The organism is Methylobacterium sp. A49B (assembly GCF_053346215.1).
The window spans coordinates 348,019-366,919 of sequence record NZ_JBKFBO010000117.1; the positions used below are offsets into that span (position 1 = coordinate 348,019).

General features: G+C 69.3%; 20 protein-coding genes, 1 tRNA gene and 1 riboswitch. Of the genes, 14 read left to right on the forward strand and 7 right to left on the reverse strand.

Going from position 1 to position 18,901, the window contains the following annotated elements:
- Window positions 1-116 precede the first annotated feature (116 nt).
- Window positions 117-1,277, reverse strand: coding sequence for a glycosyltransferase (locus tag ACLBX9_RS22885; RefSeq protein ID WP_447720530.1), 1,161 nt, complete (start codon window positions 1,275-1,277; stop codon window positions 117-119).
- A gap of 562 nt (window positions 1,278-1,839) precedes the next feature.
- Window positions 1,840-1,968: riboswitch (TPP riboswitch) on the forward strand.
- A gap of 64 nt (window positions 1,969-2,032) precedes the next feature.
- On the opposite strand from ACLBX9_RS22885, the gene thiO reads away from it, so the two are divergent.
- The 6 genes from thiO (at window position 2,033) to ACLBX9_RS22915 (ending at window position 6,473) form a co-directional block, all read left to right on the forward strand.
- Window positions 2,033-3,256, forward strand: coding sequence for a glycine oxidase ThiO (gene thiO, locus ACLBX9_RS22890; RefSeq protein ID WP_447720531.1), 1,224 nt, complete (start codon window positions 2,033-2,035; stop codon window positions 3,254-3,256).
- The gene (thiS, locus tag ACLBX9_RS22895) at window positions 3,253-3,465 is read left to right on the forward strand and encodes a sulfur carrier protein ThiS (protein ID WP_447720532.1); all 213 of its coding nucleotides are present in this window, start codon (window positions 3,253-3,255) and stop codon (window positions 3,463-3,465) included. The genes thiO and thiS overlap by 4 nt, the downstream gene beginning before the upstream one ends.
- 2 nt (window positions 3,466-3,467) lie before the next feature.
- Window positions 3,468-4,271, forward strand: a complete 804-nt coding sequence (gene thiG, locus ACLBX9_RS22900) for a thiazole synthase (RefSeq protein ID WP_447720533.1) — start codon at window positions 3,468-3,470, stop codon at window positions 4,269-4,271.
- On the forward strand, window positions 4,268-4,921 hold the full coding sequence (locus tag ACLBX9_RS22905; RefSeq protein WP_447720534.1) for a thiamine phosphate synthase: 654 nt from the start codon (window positions 4,268-4,270) through the stop codon (window positions 4,919-4,921). Before thiG ends, ACLBX9_RS22905 begins: the two co-directional genes overlap by 4 nt.
- Window positions 4,922-5,186: 265 nt before the next feature.
- Window positions 5,187-5,552, forward strand: coding sequence for a hypothetical protein (locus ACLBX9_RS22910; RefSeq protein WP_447720535.1), 366 nt, complete (start codon window positions 5,187-5,189; stop codon window positions 5,550-5,552).
- A 222-nt stretch (window positions 5,553-5,774) separates the two neighbouring features.
- Window positions 5,775-6,473 (forward strand): YoaK family protein, encoded by a 699-nt coding sequence (locus ACLBX9_RS22915; RefSeq protein WP_010684121.1) that lies wholly within the window; start codon window positions 5,775-5,777, stop codon window positions 6,471-6,473.
- On the opposite strand, the gene ACLBX9_RS22920 is transcribed toward ACLBX9_RS22915, so the two are convergent.
- The 4 genes from ACLBX9_RS22920 to ACLBX9_RS22935 all read right to left on the reverse strand — a co-directional run bounded on the left by ACLBX9_RS22920 (window position 6,463) and on the right by ACLBX9_RS22935 (window position 8,429).
- Window positions 6,463-6,711 carry a hypothetical protein gene (locus ACLBX9_RS22920; RefSeq protein WP_010684120.1) on the reverse strand — a complete coding sequence of 83 codons (249 nt, stop codon included), beginning with the start codon at window positions 6,709-6,711 and terminating at the stop codon, window positions 6,463-6,465. The two genes, ACLBX9_RS22915 and ACLBX9_RS22920, sit on opposite strands and share 11 nt — an antisense overlap.
- A gap of 134 nt (window positions 6,712-6,845) precedes the next feature.
- Window positions 6,846-6,932, reverse strand: a tRNA-Leu gene (locus tag ACLBX9_RS22925).
- 33 nt (window positions 6,933-6,965) lie between these two features.
- Window positions 6,966-8,159: an FAD-dependent monooxygenase gene (locus tag ACLBX9_RS22930; protein ID WP_447720536.1), complete on the reverse strand. Its 1,194-nt coding sequence runs from the start codon at window positions 8,157-8,159 to the stop codon at window positions 6,966-6,968.
- Between the two features lie 12 nt (window positions 8,160-8,171).
- Window positions 8,172-8,429 carry a zinc-finger domain-containing protein gene (locus ACLBX9_RS22935; RefSeq protein WP_447720537.1) on the reverse strand — a complete coding sequence of 86 codons (258 nt, stop codon included), beginning with the start codon at window positions 8,427-8,429 and terminating at the stop codon, window positions 8,172-8,174.
- Window positions 8,430-8,643: 214 nt separating this feature from the next.
- Between ACLBX9_RS22935 and map the strand changes: the two genes are divergently transcribed.
- From map to ACLBX9_RS22965, 6 genes are all read left to right on the forward strand, one after another.
- Complete coding sequence (gene map / locus ACLBX9_RS22940; protein WP_010684117.1) at window positions 8,644-9,471, forward strand: type I methionyl aminopeptidase; 828 nt, start codon at window positions 8,644-8,646, stop codon at window positions 9,469-9,471.
- Between the two features lie 6 nt (window positions 9,472-9,477).
- Window positions 9,478-10,224, forward strand: a complete 747-nt coding sequence (radC, locus tag ACLBX9_RS22945; RefSeq protein WP_447720538.1) for a RadC family protein — start codon at window positions 9,478-9,480, stop codon at window positions 10,222-10,224.
- A gap of 96 nt (window positions 10,225-10,320) precedes the next feature.
- Complete coding sequence (locus ACLBX9_RS22950; RefSeq protein ID WP_447720539.1) at window positions 10,321-11,754, forward strand: circularly permuted type 2 ATP-grasp protein; 1,434 nt, start codon at window positions 10,321-10,323, stop codon at window positions 11,752-11,754.
- A 65-nt stretch (window positions 11,755-11,819) separates the two neighbouring features.
- Window positions 11,820-12,767: an alpha-E domain-containing protein gene (locus ACLBX9_RS22955; RefSeq protein WP_010684114.1), complete on the forward strand. Its 948-nt coding sequence runs from the start codon at window positions 11,820-11,822 to the stop codon at window positions 12,765-12,767.
- Between the two features lie 122 nt (window positions 12,768-12,889).
- Window positions 12,890-13,717 carry a transglutaminase family protein gene (locus ACLBX9_RS22960; protein WP_447720540.1) on the forward strand — a complete coding sequence of 276 codons (828 nt, stop codon included), beginning with the start codon at window positions 12,890-12,892 and terminating at the stop codon, window positions 13,715-13,717.
- Window positions 13,718-13,761: 44 nt separating this feature from the next.
- Complete coding sequence (locus tag ACLBX9_RS22965) at window positions 13,762-14,511, forward strand: proteasome-type protease (RefSeq protein WP_010684112.1); 750 nt, start codon at window positions 13,762-13,764, stop codon at window positions 14,509-14,511.
- A gap of 181 nt (window positions 14,512-14,692) precedes the next feature.
- Here the strand turns inward: ACLBX9_RS22965 and ACLBX9_RS22970 are convergent, their stop codons facing one another.
- Window positions 14,693-14,941: a hypothetical protein gene (locus tag ACLBX9_RS22970; protein ID WP_447720541.1), complete on the reverse strand. Its 249-nt coding sequence runs from the start codon at window positions 14,939-14,941 to the stop codon at window positions 14,693-14,695.
- Window positions 14,942-15,091: 150 nt separating this feature from the next.
- The gene (locus tag ACLBX9_RS22975) at window positions 15,092-15,721 is read right to left on the reverse strand and encodes a carboxymuconolactone decarboxylase family protein (protein WP_447720542.1); all 630 of its coding nucleotides are present in this window, start codon (window positions 15,719-15,721) and stop codon (window positions 15,092-15,094) included.
- A 161-nt stretch (window positions 15,722-15,882) separates the two neighbouring features.
- Here ACLBX9_RS22975 and hrpB point away from each other — a divergent pair, with 161 nt between their 5' ends.
- Together hrpB and ACLBX9_RS22985 are read left to right on the forward strand one after the other, a co-directional pair.
- Window positions 15,883-18,345, forward strand: a complete 2,463-nt coding sequence (gene hrpB / locus ACLBX9_RS22980) for an ATP-dependent helicase HrpB (RefSeq protein ID WP_447720543.1) — start codon at window positions 15,883-15,885, stop codon at window positions 18,343-18,345.
- Window positions 18,346-18,390: 45 nt separating this feature from the next.
- A complete protein-coding gene (locus ACLBX9_RS22985) occupies window positions 18,391-18,816 on the forward strand; it encodes a PaaI family thioesterase (RefSeq protein ID WP_447720544.1) in 426 nt (141 codons plus the stop codon).
- The last annotated feature ends 85 nt before the right edge of the window (window positions 18,817-18,901 follow it).

Genomic DNA, 18,901 nt, shown 5'->3' on the forward strand with positions numbered 1-18,901 from the left:
CAATTATAGCGGATGTCAAACTCCTGGAGATCTTCTGCGGAAGCGAATGAGCCCCCACGCTCCGACGTATCTTGGAACTGCTGCCCTCGCATTCGGATACGCGAGCCCAACGGTCTTCAAATTTGCCAATCCGGCATAAAGTCCGATGTGTAAGGTACCGGCTGACAGCCCCAGGCAGGATCAGTCAATTTGGCCAGCGCCTCACGAGCCAAGGTGATGCTTCGCTGAAGGATATCGGGTGTCACATCGGCTTGCCTCATGATTTTTAAACATGTCGATATACAAAGTCGGTATTTTTTAAGATGGAATACGCTATCGGCCAATTCATGCAACATACCGTATTTATACACGGACGTATCGACGCTGACACCTTCAGCGGGCACATCTAAAGCGATGCCCGCTTCCGCGTAGGACAGTGCCGCCGCGAACTTCCCTTGCGATCTCAGATAACGACTCGCACTGTAACGCGCCTCAGCGCGGTCCGGACAGATTGCTATGATCCGATCATACATCTTCAAAACGGATTCGGCCGGTGCGCCGAGCTTCTCCATGATACACACGGCCTCGAGCAGACTCAGGTAAACCTCTTCCTCGTCGAATCCAAATTCGCCTCGCCGCAAGAAGTGGTCGAGAGCTTTGAAATGCTGGCCCGTATTGCGGTACGATCTTGCCAAATAGAACGTATAGCGTGAGATCAGGAACGGATCTGCTTCGGTCGATAGAGCCTTCTCCATCGCCGCAATGTCGCGCAGTTCGGTCACTCGGTCGCGATGCCGCGCCCCGTCGTCGCCGTAGCGCATGGACAACGGCAGCGCCGGTGTCTCCGGATTGCCGGAACATTCCAGAAACTCGTGAATGACACCCCGATAACACCAGTTCAATTTATTGCTTACGAGCTGGATCCGTCTGTATTGAACTCGATTTTCCACGATTTGGAAAGTGTATCCAGCATCCTGCAGTTTCGGAAGCACGAAATCGTCCGGGATGATGAGTTCGGCGGCGGCGTCGATGATCAGCGAGTAGTCGGCATGGGGCCGGGCCAACGTGAGCGCCTGGTTCCGATTGTAGGCGAAGTCCACCCAGGGCCGCTCCACGAGCGTGCCCGGCAGACCAGCCAGCGCCGCTTGGACCTTCTCCTGTGTTCCATCGGTCGATCCCGTATCGACGATAATCCAGTGATCGATAAAGGGGATTACCGAGTCGAGACAACGCTTTATAACTGGCGCTTCATTCCTCACGATCATCGAAAGACAAACCGTTGCACTGAATTCTTTCATGACCGACCTGAGAAAAGAGCGCTCAACGGGGCGCTGATTCAAGCTGACGCATCATGAACGGAAAGCCATTGCCGTATCAACTCCGAGAACATGGAGAAAATTTTGGAGAATAATTCTGATTTTTGAACGGTTGAATCCCATTATTAGCAATATACAAGCCTCTAATTACATATATAGACCTCAGTAAAAGAATTATTATTCAGAATTTACTGCTTGATCGATGATTTCACATGCGCTCGCCTACGGTCCATCGAGCATCGAGATCGCAAAAACCGTGTTGGGATGCGCTGCGCTCGCCCGCTGGCACGTAAATATGGACTTCTGCACGACGCCACCGGCGTGACCTCGCCCTCCGGGGCCGGCAACGCGTCGCGGATCGCACGCTCGCCCGCGACGTCGGGCTTTGGGGCGAGACGCATCGTGCTCTGAGCCTGTCCGTCGCCGTCGCGATCGCGTCCTCATCTCGGCGCTTTTTGGTGACGGCAGCGATACGGATGCCGCCGCAACTGGTCGCGCCCCGAAGGACGGGGTTGACCACAAGCCTTCCGGCGACCACATCTGTACCCGTTCCAGGGAGATCCCCGGCAAGGGGCTGAGAAACCGCTGGCACGTCCGTCAGGACCTGCGGCGCGGAAATCCTTCGAACCTGATCCGGCTCATACCGGCGTAGGGATTGGACCGCGGCCGCCCGCAGGGTAGGCCACAGCTTCTCACAGAAGCGCACGGCCCGATCCCCGCGGCGGCAATCCGCGGAGATGCCAGTGCCCCTGAACCGTCCCGACTCACCGATCGGCCGCCGCCGCAGCGCGGACGGCTTCGGTGCGTCAGCTGCTCTGCCGGCCCGCACCGACATCGCCCTGGTCGGCGGCGGGCTGATCGGGCTGTCGATCGCGTGGCGGCTCGCCCGGACAGGACGCACCGTGACGGTGCTTGAGCGGGAGACGATCGGGGCGGGGGCGAGCCTTGCGGCCACAGGCATGCTGGCGCCGGCCGCCGAGCACGAGCCCGGCTCGGACCCGCTGCTGCCGCTCGCCCTTGAGTCGCTCCGGCTCTGGCCGGATTTCCGCGATGCCCTGGAGGCCGAGTCGGGCGGGGCGATCGACTATCGTCCGGACGGCACCCTGGTGCTGGCGATCGGCCGGGATGAGGTCGAGCGCCTGCGCTTCCGCTACGATCTCCAGAGGCGGTCCGGGCTCGAAGCGACTTGGCTCCCGGGCAGCGAGGTCCGGCGGCTGGAGCCGGGCCTGCGCCCGTCGGTCACCGCCGGGATCCACTGCAACCTGGACCATCAGGTCGATCCCCGGTTGGTCATGGCCGCCCTCGGCGAGGCCTGTCGCCGGGCCGGCGTGCTCCTCGCCGAGCGGACGCCCGTCAGCGGTCTCGACTGGTCGGGGGGCCGCGTAACGGGCATCCGTGCCGGCGAGCACGGCATAGCGGCCGGCACCGTCATTCTGGCATCCGGCGCCTGGAGCGGAGAGGGAGGCCTGTTGCCGGAGAGCCTCGCCCTGCCGGTCCGACCGCTGAAAGGACAATCGCTCGCCCTCCGCACCACCGCGCGCACGGGCGGGCTTGCCCGGATGGTCTGGACCGAGCAGGTCCACATGGCCCCGAAAAGCGACGGCCAGCTCATCGTCGGCGCAACCGTGGAGGATTGCGGCTTCCGGCCAGGCGTGACCGCGGGTGGACTCTACGCGCTGCTGGAGGGGGCTCGGCGTGTCCTCCCCGGCATCGAGGAGATGGAGGTCGAAGCGGTCTGGTGCGGTTACCGACCCACCTCGGACGACGACGCGCCGATCCTCGACGAACTCGCCCCCGGCCTGGTCGTGGCCACCGGTCACCATCGCAACGGCTATCTGCTCGCCCCCGCCACCGCCGAAGCCATCGCCGAGCTGGTGACGCACGGCACGTTGCCGGCCATCGCCCGGCCCTTCGGACGGGCACGGTTCGGACGGGCCGAGCCTCTGAGGGAATCGGCATGAGGCTCTTCATCAACGGCGAGCCCCGCGAGCGGGAGGCCGACACCGTCGACACCCTGTTCCGCCTGGAGGCGGAGGAGACGGGGATCGAGAGTCCGCAGGGCGTCGCCATCGCGCTTAACGGTCGGGTGCTGCGCCGCCGGGACTGGGGCGAGACGCCGATCGCGGAGGGCGACCGCGTCGAGATCGTCCGCGCCATGCAGGGAGGTTGAGAATGGACCGAACCGTCACGCCGCTGCACCCCGACAGCGGGGAGGGCAGCCTGACCATCGCCGGCGTGAACCTGTCGTCCCGGCTGTTCATCGGCACCGCCGGCTACCCCACCCAGGCGATCATGCGCGATGCCGTGCAGGCCAGCGGCGCCGAGGTGGTGACGGCCTCGATTCGCCGGGTTTCTCTCCAGGGCCACGGCTCGGATACGGTGAAGATCCTCAAGGGCAAGCGTTTCCTGCCCAACACCGCCGGCTGCGAGACTGCACGCGACGCGATCATGACCGCCGAGCTGGCCCGGGAGGCTCTCGACACCAACTGGATCAAGGTCGAGGTCATCGGCGACCGGGAGACGCTCTATCCGGACGTGACCGAGCTGATCGAGGCCTGCCGCCACCTCGTGGACGAGGGCTTCGTGGTGCTGCCCTATTGCAACGACGATCCGATCGTCTGCCAGCGCCTGGAGGATCTCGGCTGCGCTGCCGTGATGCCGATGGGCTCGCTGATCGGCTCCGGGATGGGTGTGGCCAACCCCGCCAACCTCGAGCTGATCTGTCGCCGTGCCAAGGTGCCGGTCGTGGTCGATGCCGGGATCGGCACCGCCTCGGACGCGGTGATCGCCATGGAACTCGGCGCCTCCGCCTGCCTGATCAACACGGCGGTCGCCAAGGCCGATGACCCGGTGCGCATGGCGCGCGCCATGGGCCGGGCCGTGGAGGCTGGGCGCGACGCGCATCTGGCCGGACGGATTCCGAGGCGCGGCCGGGCCGAGCCATCGAGTCCGCAACTCGGCCTCGTGGGCTCGTGAGGGCTCTGCCGTCGTCGCTGCTGGCGGTGACGGACCGGCACGGCCGCGGGCGTTCCCTCGCCGAGACCGTCCAGGCGATCCTGGACGGTGGCGGCCGCTGGATCTGGTTCCGCGACAAGGATCTGGACGCGGTTGCGCGCCGCAGCCTCGGCGCGGCTGTCTCGGCGCGCGTGCGCGCGGCCGGCGGGTTCCTGACGGTGGGCGGCGACATCGCGCTGGCGCGCGCCCTCGAAGCCGACGGCCTTCATCTCGGCGGCGGCACGGGTCCCGAGGCGGTCGCGGCCGCGCGGGCAGCGCTGGGGGAGGGGGCGCTGATCGGCATCTCGGCCCATGCACCGCAGGAGGCTGCACGGGCAGCGGCGGCCGGCGCCGATTACGTGACGCTCAGCCCGATCTACGCGACGGCGAGCAAGCCCGGCTACGGCCCCGCGCTCGGTCCTGAGGGTGTCGCGACGGCCGCGGCAATGGGGGTGCCGGTGATCGCTCTCGGCGGGATCGAGCCGGACAGGATCGCGGAATGCCGGAACGCCGGTGCGGCCGCCGTCGCCGTCATGGGCGGCCTGATGCGGACCGCGGATCCGGCTGCCGCCGCGACCCGGCTCCTCGGCTCCTGGGCGACCGCCCGCTCCGCGACGACACGGGAGGCGTGAGACCCTCGGCGGCGCGGATTGCGCGGCCTGGCGCCGCGATCCGGCGAAACACGCGCCTCGAGCGCCGCATGAGTCGCGCAAACGCTTCGCTGCCAGTCCATCCGACCTTCCGGGACCCGTCTCCGTCAGGATGCATCGAGGCGGCCTATGCAAGCTGAACGGTGGCTGCAGGCGCGCTTCAGACCCGGTGCAGCGTGGCCGTGAGATGTTGCCTCCCGTGATCCGGGACGCCCCGGGGCTCCCGCGCTTCATCTGGAGACAGGTCATGACACGCATCGCTCTGCTCTCGGCCGCCGCGCTGATCGGCGCGGGCTCCCTGGCCTCTACGCAAGCCGAAGCCCGCGGCGGCGGCGCGATCGCGGCGGGCATCATCGGAGGCCTCGCCGCGGGTGCCCTGATCGGTGCCGCGACGCAGGCCCACGCGGCGCCGGGCTACGGTTATGCGGATTACGGCTACGCCCCCGCGCCGGTCGCGGTTCGGCCCGCGCCCGCCTACCGCGTCTACGAAGAGGAGGCTCCGGTCTATGCCACCCGGCGAGTCGTCACGTACGAGCGCGTGCCGGTCGGCTACGGCCCCGCTCGCCACTGGCACGGCGATTGGGACGGTGGCTACGGCTATCGCGGCTGGTAGGGCCGAAACCGCGACACTTGGTCGAAGAGGGGCGTACCGAGCGGCCGGGCATGAACCAAGTGTTCAGGCCCATCGGGCGAAACTCCCGAAGGCTTTTCCGGAATCCGGCGACGATGTCGTCGCTTGAGTCCGGTCGGGATGTGCGGCGGCTGAGCGACATGAACGTCCCGATCGACCTCGGCCGCCAGCCCGTTACCCGACGCCCCTGCTGACGGCGAGCTCATGCTGGTCCACGACGGCGAGACGCGCACACCTGAGGCCGACCGGCATCTCGCCCTGTCCCTGGCGGCCGTGGCGGGAGCCTTGAACACCGCGGGATTCTACGCGGTCGGCCTGTACGCTTCGAACATGACCGGAAACATCTCGGCCATCTCGGACCGAACCGGCACGGGCGATATCGTCCTGGCGGCGCAGGCGCTGCTGATCGTCGTCCTGTTCGTCCTGGGTGCCGCGACATCGACGCTGCTGATTCGCCATCGGCGCCGAAGGGCCGACGTCGGAGCCTATGCGTACAGCGTCTGCGCCGAGGCGGCACTCCTTGCCGGCACGGGCCTGCTCGTGCTGCCGCTCCATGACCCCGCCCGGAGCCACGTCCTCGTTCTTGGCCTGAGCTTCGTACTCGGCCTTCAGAACGCGGTCGTGACCAAGATCTCCGAGGCCCGGGTGCGGACCACGCACGTGACCGGCATCGTCACCGACATCGGCATCGAGCTGGCCCGCTGGCTGGATCGCGGCGCGACCGGGGCCGGGCCGATGAAGCCGCATGATCCGGAACGGCTTCGGCTGCACCTCGTCACCGTCGGCGCGTTCCTGGCGGGCGGCCTTGTCGGGGTGGTCGCCTACCGGCTCGTCGGTGTCGGCCTGCTGTTCGCGGCAGCCGCGATTCTCGCCGGTCTGGCGCTGCCCGCCCTCAGGCGCTGACATCGAGGAGCTGGCCGGTCATCCGGTCGGCGGTGCGGGCCACGGCCGCATTCAGCGCGAAGGCGGATTTCGAGCCGATCAGCTCGGCAGCGGCGCCGGACAGATCCACACGGTCGGCGGGAGCCAACGCCGTGGCGCCGACCGGTGCGCCGCTCGACGCGATGGTCTGCGCGGCGGTCCCGAACCGGTCGGCCGCCTGGGTCATCCCGGTGGTGGCGGTGCGTACAGCCTCGATCATCCGAAATCTCCTCCGGACGATCGTGACACGAAGCCGACAAGCGGTCGTTGCATGGGTCGCTCAAATGCGACGGATCGTGCTCGCGCAGCGGCGTGCCCCGCGCAAAGGCGGACGGCGTCGGCGGCGCGGGCCTGTGGTGCGGACGGCGGGACTCGAACCCGCACGGCCTTGCGGCCGCAAGATTTTAAGTCTCGTGCGTCTACCGGTTCCGCCACGTCCGCCCGCGCCCTCGGTAGCGGGGGCCGCGGGCGCGATCAAGCGGGCGGCGTCCAGCCGTAGAGCCAAGCGTAGCGCTCGCGCATGCCGTCCGGGCCGAGGCGGGCCATCACGGCGTCGCGCACGAACGCCAGGAGCCCGCCGGCGTGATAGGTGCGGCCGTTGCTGCGCGCGGCCTTCTGGACGCGACGGACCCGCGCGGCACGGCGCTCGGCGTACGCCGACAGAGCCGCCGGCACGTCGCGATGCTCGGCGAGGGCCCATGTCAGCACCGCGGCATCCTCGATGGCCAGGGCGGCGCCCTGTGCCAGATATGGCAGGACCGGGTGGGCCGCGTCGCCGATCAGAGCGAGCCGGCCGCGCGCGATCGGCCGGGCAACCGCCCGGTCGGCCAGCGACCACACTAGCCACGAATCGGGCAACGTCAGCAGGTCGCGCAGCGGCCCGGCGCAGCCGCGGAAATGCGCCCGCAGCACGGCTGGCTCGCCGAGCCGGCCCCAACCTTCGTCACCCACCGCCTCCGGGACCACTGCGACGACGTTGAGGAACTGGCTGTCCCGCACCGGGTAATGCACCACGTGCCGGCCCCGCCCCAGCCAGAGGCCGGTCGTCGCGCCGCGCAGGGCCTCCGGCGCCGCCTCGATCGGCACGAGGGCCCGCCACGCGGCCGCCCGACCCGGCCGCAGCGGCGCCGCGTCGAGATGCGCGCGCAGCCGTGAGCGCAGACCGTCCGCCCCGATCACGAGATCGAACCCGAGATCCTGAGGCCCGCCGGCGCTCTCGACAGTGAGGCGCGCCTCGACGTCTGTCTCGGACAGGCCCGTGACGGCGCGGCCCATCATCAGGCGGATCGCCGGCCGGCTCCGCAGAGCATCCAGGAGCAAGGTCTGCAGGTCGGCGCGATGGATCACGTAATAGGGCGCGCCGAAGCGGTCCTGCGCCCGCGGCCCGAGGCTGACGCCGCCGATGCGGCGGCCGCTGTCCAGGGCGCGCACCTCCACGGCCGGCGGCTCGCTCGCCGCCCGGCGCAGGGCCGCCGAGAGGCCGAGGGCGGCCAGGACCCGGCTCGCGTTGGGCGAGATCTGGATCCCGGCGCCGACCTCGCTGAAGCCGGTCCGGCGCTCGATGACCGTGACGGAATGACCGGCATCCGACAGCGCCAGGGCCGTCGTGAGCCCGCCGATCCCGGCCCCGACGATCCCGATCCGCAGAGGTCGAAGGTCCGAGGGCACTGCGGGCGACGCCTACTCCGCCGCGAGCTTGGCGTCGTCGTGCCACACACACGAGTGCGGCTCCGCCTCGTCGGCCTTCAGGCCCGCGCGGTAGCGGTAGAGCGTCGAGCAGTACTGGCAGATGATCTCGCTGTCCGCGCCCATGTCGAGGAACACGTGCGGATGATCGAACGGCGGCAGCGCGCCGATGCACATGAACTCCTTCACGCCCACGGTGATCACCGGGACGCCCGGCTCATTGTGGAAGTGCGGTACCGCCTTGCCTGCCATCCGGCCCTCGCCTGCCTCGCAACCGACCGCGCGGCGAATCTGCCCGCGCGCTCCCGGGCGCCTTGCGGCCGCTTATGCCGCCAGCCCCGCGACCGGCGCAAGCCTCGCCCGCCGACGGCGTCACGCGTCTCGGTCCGGCGCGTCTTGGCCTGCCGCGCGCCACACCGTACATAGGGCGGACGACCCTCAGACGACGCCGCGAAAAGTCTCAACCATGCAGCAGGAACAGGCCACCGCGCAGGGCACGCGCCGCGCCCCGGAGCCGCCGATCCACGGGCCCGAGGGATTCGAAGGCATGCGCCGGGCGGGTCGCCTCACGGCCGAGGCCCTCGACCTGCTCATGGAGGCCACGCAGCCCGGCGTGACCACCGAGGCGCTCGACAAGCTCGCCTACGAATTTGCCATGGATCACGGCGCCTACCCGGCGTCTCTGCTCTACCGCGGCTACCCGAAATCGATCTGCACCTCGATCAACCACGTCGTCTGCCACGGCATCCCCAACGACAAGCCCCTGCGCGAGGGCGACATCGTCAACCTCGACATCTGCCTGATCCTCGACGGCTGGCACGGCGATTCGAGCCGGATGGCCTATGTGGGCGAGGTCCCGCGCAAGGCGCAGCGCCTGTGCGAGATCACCTACGAGGCGCTGATGCGCGGCGTGGCGGCGGTCAAGCCCGGCGGCTCGACCAACGACATCGGCCGGGCGATCCAGAGCTATGCCGAGAGCGAGCGATGCTCCGTGGTGCGCGACTTCTGCGGCCACGGCCTCGGGCGGACCTACCACGACGCGCCGACGATCCTGCACTACGTCGAGGCGAGCTACGATGTGCCGTTCAAGCCCGGCCAGTTCTTTACGGTGGAGCCGATGATCAACCTCGGGCGCCCCGCCGTGAAGGTGCTGGGCGACGGCTGGACCGCCGTGACCCGCGACCGCTCCCTCTCAGCCCAGTTCGAGCACACCGTGGCCGTCACCGAGACCGGCGTGGAGATCTTCACGATCTCGCCCAAGGGGCTACACCAGCCCGTCAATCCGGCCGCCTGACCGGCCGTGACGCCGCGGACGGAGGACGGTGAGGCAGGTCTCTTCGCCGACAGCGCCGTCCCAGCATCCGTCGAGAAGGAGCCGCCGCACTATCACGGCCACCGCGATCGCCTGCGGGAGAAGTTCGCGGCCGCAGGGGGCGACGCGCTTCCAGATTACGAATTGCTGGAACTTGTGCTGTTCCGGGCGATCCCGCGGCGGGACGTCAAGCCGCTGGCCAAGGCGCTGGTCGCCCGGTTCGGAAGCTTCGCCGAAGTCCTCAGCGCCGAGCCCGCCCGCCTCATGGAGGTGGACGGCGTGAGCGCCGGGGTCGCCTCGGACCTCAAGGTGATCGCGACCGCCGCCCGGAGACTCGCCCGCGGGGCGATCCGGGACCGCGCCCTGCTCGACTCGTGGTCCGCCCTCCACGACTACCTGCGCGTCACCATGGCCTTCGCGTCGCGCGAGGAATTTCGCGTCCTGTTCCTCGACAAGCGCAACCACCTCATCGCCGACGAGGTGCAGGGGCGCGGCACGGTCGACCACACCCCGGTCTATCCGCGCGAGGTCGCCCGCCGGGCGCTGGAGCTCTCGGCGACCGCGATCATCCTGGCCCACAACCATCCTTCGGGGGACCCGACCCCCTCGACGGCGGACGTGGCGATGACCCGTGAGATCGTCGCCGTGCTGGCGCCGCTGAAGATCGTCGTGCACGACCACGTGATCCTGGGCCGAAACGGACATGCGAGCCTGAAAGGCCTGAAGCTGATCTGATCCTCCAGCCGGCTTGAGCGTTGTCGAGCGCGGATATAGCCATGACGGCGTGGCGCGCCTCTTGCCTCAAGAGCGGGAGCGTACGGGAGGAGCGAGATGGCGGTGACGGCCTTCGACGAGATGAACGGCATCGACGCCGCCGAACCGGCCGCCGTCCGCGACGCCTACGGCCAGCTCAAGGCTTGGCTCGACTCCACGCCGCCCGAGCATTTCAATACCCGCCGCAGCCAAGCGGAGCTGCTGTTCCGCCGGATCGGCATCACCTTCGCGGTCTATGGCGACAACGAATCGACCGAGCGCCTGATCCCGTTCGACATCATCCCGCGGGTGATCACCAAGCCGGAATGGGCCTTCCTGGAGCGGGGATTGAAGCAGCGGGTGACCGCCATCAACCTGTTCCTCAAGGACGTGTACGGCGCCCAGGAGTGCATCAAGGCCGGCATCATCCCCGCCGACTTGGTCTATCGCAACGCCCATTACCGCATGGAGATGCGCGGCTTCCGGGTGCCCCACGACCTCTACGTCCACATCGCGGGGATCGACATCGTCCGCACCGGCGAGAACGACTTCTTCGTGCTGGAGGACAACGCCCGGATCCCGTCCGGCGTCTCCTACATGCTGGAGAACCGGGAGGTGATGCTGCGCCTGTTCCCGGACCTGTTCTCGAAGCACCGCGTCGCGCCGGTGGAGAACTACCCCGACGCGCTGCTCGCCACCCTGCGGAGCCTTGCCCCGGGCTCGGCGACCCGTGACCCGACGGTCGTGCTGCTGACACCCGGGCGCTACAACTCGGCGTTCTACGAGCACTCGTTCCTGGCCGACAAGCTCGGCGTCGAGCTGGTGGAGGCGTCCGACCTCTTCACCAAGGACGACGTGGTCTACATGCGCACCACCGAGGGTCCGCGGAAGGTCGACGTCATCTACCGCCGCCTCGACGACGATTTCCTCGATCCCCTCGTCTTCCGCCCGGATTCGGTGCTGGGCGTGCCGGGCCTGATGAACGCCTACGAGCGCGGCTCCGTAACGCTGGCCAACGCGGTCGGCACCGGCATCTCGGACGACAAGGCCGTCTACAGCTACATGCCGGAGATCGTGCAGTTCTTCACCGGCGAGGAGCCGATCCTGCACAACGTGCCGACCTACCGCTGCCGCGAGAAGGACGCTTTCGCGTACGTGATGGACAACCTGTCGGAGCTGGTGGTGAAGGAGGTCAACGGCTCGGGCGGCTACGGCATGCTCGTGGGCCCCCACGCCAGCAAACGCGAGCTCGATGACTTCGCCAAGAAGCTCCGCCACGCCCCCGACGGCTTCATCGCCCAGCCGACCCTGTCGCTCTCGACGTGCCCGACCTTCGTGGCCTCCGGCGTGGCACCGCGCCACGTCGATCTGCGGCCCTTCGTGCTCAATGGGGCCGACCAGATCCGCATCGTGCCGGGCGGCCTGACCCGCGTGGCGCTGAAAGAGGGCTCCCTGGTGGTCAACTCCAGCCAGGGCGGCGGGACGAAGGATACCTGGGTGCTCGACGCCTGATGTCGCTGACGTCAGGGTGGTTCACGGCGCGGCGTTCGGTCTCCACGCGATTTGGCTGAAAGACAATGCTTTCCAGGACTGCCGACAGCCTCTTCTGGCTCTCCCGCTACGTCGAGCGCGCCGACTTCGTCGCCCGCATCCTCGACGCGGCGCACCGCTTCGCCTCGCTGCCGTCGAGCTACGGCGGCGGCGAGAGCAACGAGTGGGACTCGGCCCTCGCCTCGGCCGGCGACGCGGACGCGTTCAAGACCCACTACAGCGCGGTGAATGCCGACACGGTCTGTGACTTCCTGGCCTTCAGCCCGCACAATCCGTCCTCGATCCGCTCCTGCATCGAGGCGGCCCGCGAGAATGCCCGCTCGGTGCGCACCGCGCTCACCACAGAGATGTGGGACGCGATCAACGGCGCGTGGCTGGAACTGCGCAACTACGCCGGCAAGGACCTCAACCGCGACGAGTTCGGCCGCTTCCTCGATTGGGTGAAGACCGTCTCGCTGACCTTCGACGGCTCGGCCTTCCGGACGATGCTGCGCAACGACGCCTTCTGGTTCACCCGCCTCGGCACCGCGATCGAGCGTGCCGACAACACCGCCCGCATCCTCGACGTCAAGTACCAGATTCTGCTGCCGCACGACGAGACGGTGGGCGGCAGCCTCGACTACTTCCAGTGGACCACGATCCTGCGCGAGGTCTCGGCCTTCAACGCCTATCACTGGGTCTACCGGGAGAGCATCAAGCCGCTGCTGGTGGCCGACCTTCTGATGCTCAACAAGCAGATGCCGCGCTCCTTCTCGAACTGCTACGGCGTGATCGTCGAGTATCTCGACCTCATCGCCGATGCCTACGGCCGCCGCGGCCCGAGCCAGCGGCTCGCTGGCAACATGCTGGCGAAACTGGAGGGCGAGGACATCGACCGGGTCTTCGCCACGGGGCTGCACGAGTTCGTGGAGGCGTTCATCGCCGAGAACAACAGGGTGGGCGAGGCGATCGCCAAGCAGTATCTGGTCGGTTGAGACGCCGGCCCGGATGCGGCATCCGGACCGGCGCCTCAGCCTCTCGATTGTGCATCATCATCCCGAAACCCGGCAGCCACCGGCCGGGATGATGCTCTGACGAACACGCACAGGCTCGGCGCATGCGCATCCGCGTGGTCCACGAGACCATCTACACCTACGAGCAACCGGCCCGCGGACTGGTGCAGGTCCTGCGCCTGACGCCCCGGGACCATGACGGCCAGTATGTCCGCACGTGGCGGATCGACACCACGGTCGACGGGCGCCTCACCGCCCGCGAGGACGGCTTTGGCAACAAGGTGCACTGGTTCACCCCGGACGAACCGGCCGACGCCCTGACCATCCGGGTCACCGGCGAGGTCGACACCGACGACACCCACGGCGTGGTGCGCGGCACGGTGGAGCGCCTGCCGGACGAGTTCTACCTGCGCGACACGGACCTGTGCGCCGCCAGCCCGGAGCTTCACGCCTTCGCCGAGCGCGTCGCCACGGACGGGGACGCCGCGATCCTGGCCCTGCTCCATCGTCTAATGGGCGCGGTCCACGGCGCGGTCACCTACGAGCCGGGGCCCGCCACCAGTGCTGTCCCAGCCGCCAAGGCCTTCGCGGCGGGAACGGGCGTCTGCCAGGATCTGGCTCACGTCTTCATCGCCGCCGCCCGCCATATCGGCATCCCGTCCCGCTACGTGGCGGGCTACCGGGCCCGCGACGACGGGCAGGCGGAGGTCGAGGCGCCGCACGGCTGGGTCGAGGCCCTGGTGCCCGATCTCGGCTGGGTGGCGTTCGACCCCTGCATCGACGTGAGCCCGTCGGACAACTACATCCGCGTGGCGACCGGGCTGGATTACCTCGGCGCGGCGCCGATCCGCGGCAGCCGCACCGGCGGCGGCACCGAGACACTGGACGTGAAGCTCCGGGTCGAGCAAGGCAGGGCCGCCGCCCAATCCTGATCGTTCCGACACCGGTCCGCCGGCCGCACGAGAGCCTGAAGACGATGACCTACTGCGTCGGTGTTCTGGTCGAGGACGGTCTGGTGATGGTCGCCGATACCCGCACCAATGCGGGGCTCGACGACATCTCGACCTACCGGAAGCTGCATCATTTCAACGTGCCGGGCGAGCGGGTGATGATGCTGGCCTCGGCCGGCAACCTGTCGATCACCCAGTCGGTCCTCAGCCTGCTGCAGGAGGGGGTGCCCGGCGAGGAGGACGGCGAGCCGTCTCAGAAGCTCGTCGAGGCGCCGACCATGTTCCAGGCGGCGCAGCTCATCGGCCGGGCCATCCGCCGGGTGCGGTCGATCGAGAAGGACGGGTTCGAGGCGGCCAACATCCGCTTCTCGATCTCGCTGCTGTTCGGCGGCCAGATCGGGACCGGCGAGATGCGGCTGTATCTGATCTACTCGGCGGGGAATTTTATCGAGTGCAGCACGGACGCGCCGTTCCTGCAGATCGGCGAGCACAAGTACGGCAAGCCGATCCTCGACCGGGCGGTCAAGTATACGACCGACCTCTACGACGCCCTGAAGGTCAGCCTCGTCTCGATGGATTCGACCATGCGGTCGAACCTGGGTGTCGGCCTGCCGATCGACATCGCGGTGGCGCGCCGGAACGCGCTGACGCTGGAGGTGAATCACCGGATCGAGGCCGGAGAGGGCTACTTCCACGACCTGCGCGAGCGCTGGTCGGCCGCGCTCCGGGCCGCGCACCGGGCGATCCCGCGTCCGCCCTACGGGCCCACCACCTAGAGCCGTCGCCGATCGATCGCCTCTCGACGGGCTACAGGGCGGGCGCCCTCCCTGGGTCGGAGGCCCGCGTATCGCCACCGATGAACGGGCTACGGTGGATCCGCTTGCCCGCACGGGTTCGGGCATACACGGGCCCGAATGCCCGTCCTGCCCAGGCGCCGCACCTGAAGCGGCATCAGCGTCATGACGCCGGGGCCGCGCTTCGGAGCCCCAGCCCCGCGTCGGGCATCTCCCGGACATAGCCACGGGAGATAAGACGGCTGCGCTCGCGGGTGCGCCGCTCCGCCTCCATCAGGTCCGAAAGGGCGTCGGCGATGGCGCAACGCAGCGCGATCCCGGCATCGCCGCCGGCGAAACCGAGATAGGCGGCGCTGATGGCCTCGACCGGGCAGGCCTGATCGTCGCGTGTGGTAGCGGCTTGGGTCAGCATCGGGGCCTCCTTCGTTCCACCCGTGAACGAAAAGAGAACAAGCCACATTGATTAACGTTCGGTCAACGGGTGCCCGATCGTCCCGGCTGGCCCCATTCCAGCCTGTGGAAAACGGCGATTTCGCCGTCTAACCACTGTGGATAAGGCCGTTCATTCGGGCATCCGCGGCAGCGGCTTTCCGTCCTGCGGAATCGCATAGCGCGCTGCGTTCAGCTCCATCGCCAGGAAGGTGTAGTAGCCCGAGATGGCCGCCAGATCGACGACGCCTGCCTTGCCGAACCGGGCCTCGGCCCGGGCGAAGGTGGCGTCCGAGACGCGCTTGTTATCCTGCAGCTCGGCCGTGAAGTCGTAGACGATCGTCTCGTCGTCGCTCATCGCCGCCGGGCGGCGGCCGTCGTGGATCGCCGCCACGATCGCGGGTGCGATCCCGGCCTTCTCGGCGATCGGCGCGTGGACGTACCACTCGTAATCCTGGGTCCAGCGCCGCGCCGTCATCAGGATCACCAGCTCCGACAGGGTGGTGCCGATCTTCGGCTTGTAGCGGAGATAGTCCCCCATGGAGCGGGCGAGGCTCATCACCTCGGGCGAGTGCATCAGCGGCTCGAAGGGTCCGAAGGGCGGCTTCCCACGCGCCTGCTGAAACGCCTCGGCCGCCTGCTTCTGCTCCGGCGTGTAATCCTGCGGCGGGATGGTCGGCAGGCGATCCTGTGCCCGGGCCGCGCTGAGCGCGAGGGGCAGGGCGGCCAGCGCGACGGCGAGCGCGCGGCAAGGATGTCGCATAGGGTCCTCTCGGTTGTCTTTTGTATCCACGACGTACCATCGCGTCGGCACGCGGCGTCGGCCAGGGGGCGGGCCGATCGACCGGTATCGTTTCCCGCACGGCGTCACGCGGCGGCGGGGACGGTTGCGCTCGGCGCCGCGCCGCGCCATCAGCGGCCGCGATGGCCGGCCCCACAACCGCGCTGCCGATCGAGGCGGCGCTCCCCGATCTGCATCGCGCGCTCGCAGGGCGGAACGCGGCCGTCCTGGTGGCGCCGCCGGGCGCCGGAAAGACGACGCGGGTGCCCCTCGACCTGCTGGAGGCGCCCTGGCTCGACGGGCGCAAGATCATCCTGCTGGAGCCGCGACGGCTCGCCGCCCGGGCGGCCGCGTCCCGCATGGCGCAGACGCTGGGCGAGGCGGTGGGCGGCACGGTCGGCCTGCGCGTGCGGCTCGGCTCGAAGATTTCCGCCCGTACCCGGATCGAGGTCGTCACCGAGGGCGTCTTCACCCGGATGATCCTCGACGATCCGGAACTCGCCGGCATCGGGGCGGTCCTGTTCGACGAGTTCCATGAGCGCTCCCTCGACGCCGATCTCGGCCTCGCCCTGGCGTTCGACGCGCAGGGAGGCCTGCGCGAGGAGCTGCGGATCCTGGTCATGTCGGCGACCCTCGACGGCGCCCGCGTGTCGCGGATCCTGGGCGATGCCCCGGTGGTGGCCTCCGAGGGCCGGGCATTCCCGGTGGAGACGCGCTACGTGGAGCGCGACCCCAACCGGCGGATCGAGGACTCGGTCGCCGAGGTCACGCTCCGCGCCCTCCGGTCGGATCCGGGCTCGATCCTGGTCTTCCTGCCCGGGCAGGCGGAGATCCGCAGGACCGTCGAACGCCTGGCCGAGCGCGTCGAGCCGGCGGTGCAGCTCGCGCCGCTCTACGGCGCGCTCACGCCCGCCGAGCAGGATCGCGCCGTCGCCCCGGCGCCCGCCGGGACCCGCAAGGTCGTGCTCGCCACCAGCATCGCAGAGACCTCGCTGACCATCGAGGGCGTGCGGATCGTCATCGATTCCGGGCTCGCGCGGGTGCCGGTCTACGAGCCCGACCTCGGCCTGACCCGGCTCGTGACCGCGCGCGCATCCCGCGCCTCCGTGGATCAGCGCCGCGGCCGCGCCGGGCGCACCGAGCCGGGCCTGTGCTGGCGGCTCTGGTCCGAGGCCGGAACCAACGCCCTCGAACCGTTCACGCGGCCCGAGATCCTGTCGGCGGACCTCGCCGGGCTGCTCCTCGACTGCGCCGCCTGGGGCGTAGCCGACCCGCGGAGCCTCGCGTTCCTCGATCCTCCGCCAGCGCCGGCTCTGGCCGAGGCCCGCACCCTGCTGGCCGACCTCGGGGCGCTCGACGCGGACGGCCGCCTGACGGAGATCGGCGCGCGGCTCCGGGCCCTGCCGCTGCCGCCGCGTCTGGCCCGCATGGTGACGGCGGCGGCCGGACAGGGCGAGGCTCAAGCCGCCGCCGACCTCGCGGCGGTCCTTGTCGAGCGCGGGCTCGGCGGCGACGGCGTCGACCTCGACGCGCGCCTGGAGCGGTTTCGCCGCGAGAGGGGCGGTCGGGCCGGGGACATGCGCCGGTTGGCCGAAAGCTGGGCGCGCAACGCGGGCGGAGGCCGGCAGGCCGAGCCGGCCGCGCCGGCGGCGGCTGGGCCGCTTCTGGCGCTCGCCTATCCGGATCGCGTCGCCCGCTCCCGGGGCCGGGACGGCGAGTACGTCATGGCGAGCGGCCGGGCCGGCCGGATCGACCCGGCGAGCCCCCTCGCGCGGGAGACGTTTCTGGTGGTCGCCGATCTCGCCGGAGCGGCCGGCAATGCCCGGATCCTCGCAGCGGCGGCGATCGAGGCGGACGCGATCGAGCGGCTGTTCGCCGTCCGGATCACGGCGCGCACGGAGATCATCTTCGACCCGCAGGTCGCCGCCCTGCGGGCACGCGCCGTCCGTCGCCTCGGCAACATCAACCTCGGCGCGCGTCCCCTACCGGTGCCGGCCACACCGGAAAGCGCCGCGATCCTGGCCTCCGGCATCGCGGCTCTCGGCCTCGACCGCCTTCCCTGGACGCCCGCCCTGTCGCAATGGCGCGCCCGGGTGCGGTTCCTGCACGCGGCCGAGGGAGCCGATTGGCCCGACCTCTCCGACCAGACGCTCGCCGCCACCGCTTCGGACTGGCTCGCACCGGCGCTCGACGGACGAACCACCCTGTCGGCGATCACGGCCGACGACCTCGCGGGCGCCCTGCAGGGGCTCTTGCCCTGGCAGCTCCGCGGCCGGCTCGACGCCGCGGCGCCGACCCATGTCGAAGTGCCGACCGGCTCGCGCGTCCCGGTGGATTATGGCGCCGAGGAACCGGTGCTTGCCGTGCGGGTGCAGGAGCTCTTCGGCCTCGACCGTCACCCGCAGGCCGGCGGACGGCCGCTCGTGCTGCATCTGCTGTCGCCCGCGCAGCGCCCGATCCAGATCACCCGAGATCTGCCGGGCTTCTGGCGCGGCTCCTGGGCGGCGGTGCGGGCGGAGATGCGCGGGCGCTATCCCCGCCACCCCTGGCCGGAGGATCCGCTCAGCGAGGCGCCCACACGCCGGGCGAAGCCGCGGGGCACCTGACCGGTCGCGGCACATCCTCCAGTTTCGACATCACGGACGGGACTCATGACCATCGATACGAGCAGCTTCGATCCCGCCTCCGAGGGCTGGTCCCCGGTAGACGACAAGGGCTTCATCGCCCATGTCGGCCCGCTGCACCTGCGCGCCGCGGACGGCGCCTACGCGTTCCAGGCCGACCAGAAGCACGCCAACCTGATCGGTGTCGTCCACGGCGGCATGCTCATGAGTTTCGCCGACCGCGCCCTCGGGGAGACCGCCATGCGGGCCGCGGACGGCGCGAATTGCGTGACCATCCAGCTTGAGATGAAGTTCATCGACGTCGGTCGGCTGGGCGACTGGATCGAGATTCGCCCGCAGATGGTGAAGCGGACCGGCTCCCTGGTCTTCATGCGCGGCGACGTCCGGGAGGGCACACGCCTGCTGGCCTCGGCGGACGGCGTCTGGAAGATCCTGCGGCGACGCCCCGGCTGATCGCGCCGCCCTCACGCCGGCGCAAGGCTCCCCGGATAGAGGCGATCGCGTCCACTGGGAGGGGGTTCATCGATGAGACCAAGGG